This is a genomic window from Pseudomonas sp. MD195_PC81_125, from assembly GCF_014060985.1.
In the GTDB taxonomy this organism is placed as follows: domain Bacteria; phylum Pseudomonadota; class Gammaproteobacteria; order Pseudomonadales; family Pseudomonadaceae; genus Aquipseudomonas; species Aquipseudomonas parakoreensis.
The window spans coordinates 1-3009 of record NZ_JABULD010000133.1; the positions used below are offsets into that span (position 1 = coordinate 1).

General features: G+C 56.7%; 3 protein-coding genes. 2 read left to right on the forward strand and 1 reads right to left on the reverse strand.

From position 1 onward, the window contains the following. Positions 1-60 precede the first annotated feature (60 nt). Positions 61-501 (reverse strand): low molecular weight protein-tyrosine-phosphatase, encoded by a 441-nt coding sequence (locus tag HT737_RS06030; RefSeq protein ID WP_047295238.1) that lies wholly within the window; start codon positions 499-501, stop codon positions 61-63. Positions 502-791: 290 nt separating this feature from the next. Here HT737_RS06030 and HT737_RS06035 point away from each other — a divergent pair, with 290 nt between their 5' ends. Continuing rightward, entirely contained in the window at positions 792-1754 is a 963-nt protein-coding gene (locus HT737_RS06035) for a cellulase family glycosylhydrolase (RefSeq protein WP_047295240.1), read from the forward strand. A gap of 202 nt (positions 1755-1956) precedes the next feature. Then, positions 1957-2883 carry a transaldolase gene (gene tal / locus HT737_RS06040; protein ID WP_027611470.1) on the forward strand — a complete coding sequence of 309 codons (927 nt, stop codon included), beginning with the start codon at positions 1957-1959 and terminating at the stop codon, positions 2881-2883. Positions 2884-3009: the final 126 nt, after the last annotated feature.

Genomic DNA, 3009 nt, shown 5'->3' on the forward strand with positions numbered 1-3009 from the left:
CGATTACTGACGGTAACTGCATAAGTCTTTCTTACCATTCACTGATCTGAAGAATATTCATCAATGTCCGAGGCGCTGCGCCCACGAGCTAACAGCATCTTCAATCAATGCATGGGCATGAATAAAAGCGGCCTTACCTTGACGATACGGATCCTGTATTTCTCTTTCGCCCTGCCACTTGCCAAGAAGAAACACTTTGCCTCGGGCATGCGAAGCAATCTTCAGCACCTGATTCACATGTTGTTTTTCCATGACCAGAATCAGGTCTGATGCATTGACGATATCGCTCGTCAATTGCCGCGCCTTGAACCCCTCGGCGCTGTGCCCGTGATCTTCCAGCACCTGGCGTGCCGAGGCTTCCATGCCTTCGCCGACTCGCGCTGCGAGGCCTGCGGAAGTCACGGAGATGGTTGAGGGGGTCAGCGCGTTACGCAGCAGAAGTTCTGCTGTCGGACTTCGGCAAATATTGCCAACGCACACAACCAGGATATTTCTGAACAAGGTTTACTTTCCTGTGTAATATCATTCTGCCAACATCTAGTGCGAATATTAATGAACCCACTAGATCATCCTGCACTCAGAAATAGATTCGCCCTGTCAGTACCAGCGTATTAAGTACCACAGCCTCAAAAGCCGCCAAAATAGAATTACCGGACTAAAAATAACTGTGATTTTCAGGTCTTGTTTTCCTGACAAAAAATAACAATCACGCACTAAGTACCCTTGTTAGTTTCGAAACAGGAGTAACGGGATAACTATTCGTTGTTGTCATTCTCATCCGGAGAGCAGACATGAAATCAGCCCATCTCACACAGCTCGGCGCCTCGGCGCTGCTGGCACTCAGTGTCGCCACCCATGTTCACGCCAGTGAACTGTTTCCCAAGCTTCCCGCCAGAACCATCGGCGTCCAGGTGAAGATCCAGAGTTTCACCGCCGACGACGCTGCCAACATCAAGGCTGCCGGCTTCAGTTTCGTGCGCTTCGGGGTATGGAGCGACAGCCTCAGCGCCAAGGCCTATCAAAAACAGGTCAGCGATGCTTTCGCCGCAGCCGGCTCCGCTGGCCTGCCGGTGCTCCTGACCGTGCGCGCCATCAAGCCTTTGACCACGACGCCGGCCAACACTAATGAACTGACGACGGCAGGCGAAGCTTTTGCCAATACCCTGACCGGCCTTGAAACCGCCTACAGCTCACAACTGGTAGCACTGGAGATCTGGAACGAGCCAGATCTGGAAACCTACTGGCCCACGCGCAATTTCGACACCACGTTTGTGCCGTTCATGAGTGCGGTGTGCAAAACACTCCAGGACAAACCGCAGTCAGCACCGCGGGTCGGCTACGGTTTCGCGCGGCCGCCAACGGCCGGTTCGGCGTCCACCGTGGCGTTGAGCAGGATTGTCAGTGAATACCCCAAGTGCCTGAATGCGATTTCCTACCATCCCTACGGCATGACAGCCACGCAGATCAGCAATGCGCAATCGTTCATCCAGCAGAATTTCCATCTGCCGGGAGTCATCAGCGAATGGGGTATTTCGGCGCTCGGTTCCAACGGCGGGATTGAAGGACAAGCCAGCAAAGTCGGGGCGTTCATAGCCGACGTCAAAAGGCTGAACATTCCACTGACTTCGATCTATGAATGGAAAAACAGTGATTCAGGCAGCAATGAACGAGAGAAGAACTTCGGCTTGCTGACCTCTGACGGCCAGCCAAAACCGGCGAGAGCGGCGGCCGAATTGCAACTTAACGCCCAATAAGTCAGCGGCAACTGGCCTGGTCACAGGTCAGTTGCTTTGAACCTGCGGCCGATTTTGGCATCGTATTCATCGATACCGCGCCCCACCCTTCAAACAGCCGTTCTCAGGTTGTTGCCCCCGGGGAGCCCGTTACGCCTTGATGCCCTTGAGTGGCCGTCAGCGCTCGGGTAATGTCGTCAAACCCACAGGACAGAGCACACCCATGACTTCCAAGCTGGAACAACTCAAACAGATGACCACCGTGGTTGCCGACACCGGCGACTTCGAAGCGATCGCCCGGGTCAAGCCGGTCGACGCCACCACCAACCCTTCCCTGCTGCTCAAAGCCGCCGCCATCCCGGCTTACGCCGAGCTGCTGAACGCTTGCGTCAGCGACTGCAAGGGCGACGTGGGCCTGGCCAGCGACCGTTTCGGCGTCGCCGTGGGCCAGGAAATCCTCAAAGTGATTCCGGGCCGCATTTCCACTGAAGTGGATGCGCGCCTGTCATTCGACCAGGACGCCGTGCTCAAGCGTGCCCATCGCCTGATCGAGCTGTACGACAAGGCCGGCATCGGCCGTGACCGCGTACTGATCAAGATCGCGTCGACCTGGGAAGGCATCCGCGCAGCCGAGATTCTCGAGAAGGAAGGCATCCAGACCAACCTGACCCTGCTGTTCTCTTTCGCTCAGGCTGCCGCTTGCGCTGACGCCGGGGTGTTCCTGATCTCACCGTTCGTGGGCCGCATCTACGACTGGTACAAGAAGGCCAATGGCAACGACTACACCGGTGCCGATGATCCGGGCGTGCAGTCGGTGACCCGCATCTACAACTACTACAAGGCCAATGATTACAAGACCGTGGTCATGGGCGCCAGCTTCCGTAACCTGAGCCAGATCGAACAACTGGCCGGCTGCGACCGCCTGACCATCAGCCCGGATCTGATCGACAAGCTGGCAGCCGACACCGGCAAACTGGAGCGCAAACTCGCCCCGGGCCACGCCGGCGAAGCGCGCCTGAGCCTCAACGAAGCGCAATTCCGCTGGCTGTCCAACGAAGACGCGATGGCCACCGAGAAACTGGCTGAGGGCATCCGTCAGTTTGCCCGTGACCAGGAGAAGCTCGAGGCGCTGTTGCAGGCCAAGCTGTGATCTGAGCGGTTGAAATGCAAAAAGGGCGAACCCGGTTGGGTTCGCCCTTTTTATTTTATGCAGTGCCGAAAGATGCATCGTCTGGACTGACGCATTCGCGGGCAAGCCCGCTCCCACAGGGTCAGG

What these genes read in the sequence shown, in the direction of transcription:
- HT737_RS06035 (WP_047295240.1), top strand. Translation starts at nt 792, where the DNA reads ATGAAATCAGCCCATCTCACACAGCTCGGCGCCTCGGCGCTGCTGGCA.
- tal (WP_027611470.1), top strand. Translation starts at nt 1,957, where the DNA reads ATGACTTCCAAGCTGGAACAACTCAAACAGATGACCACCGTGGTTGCC.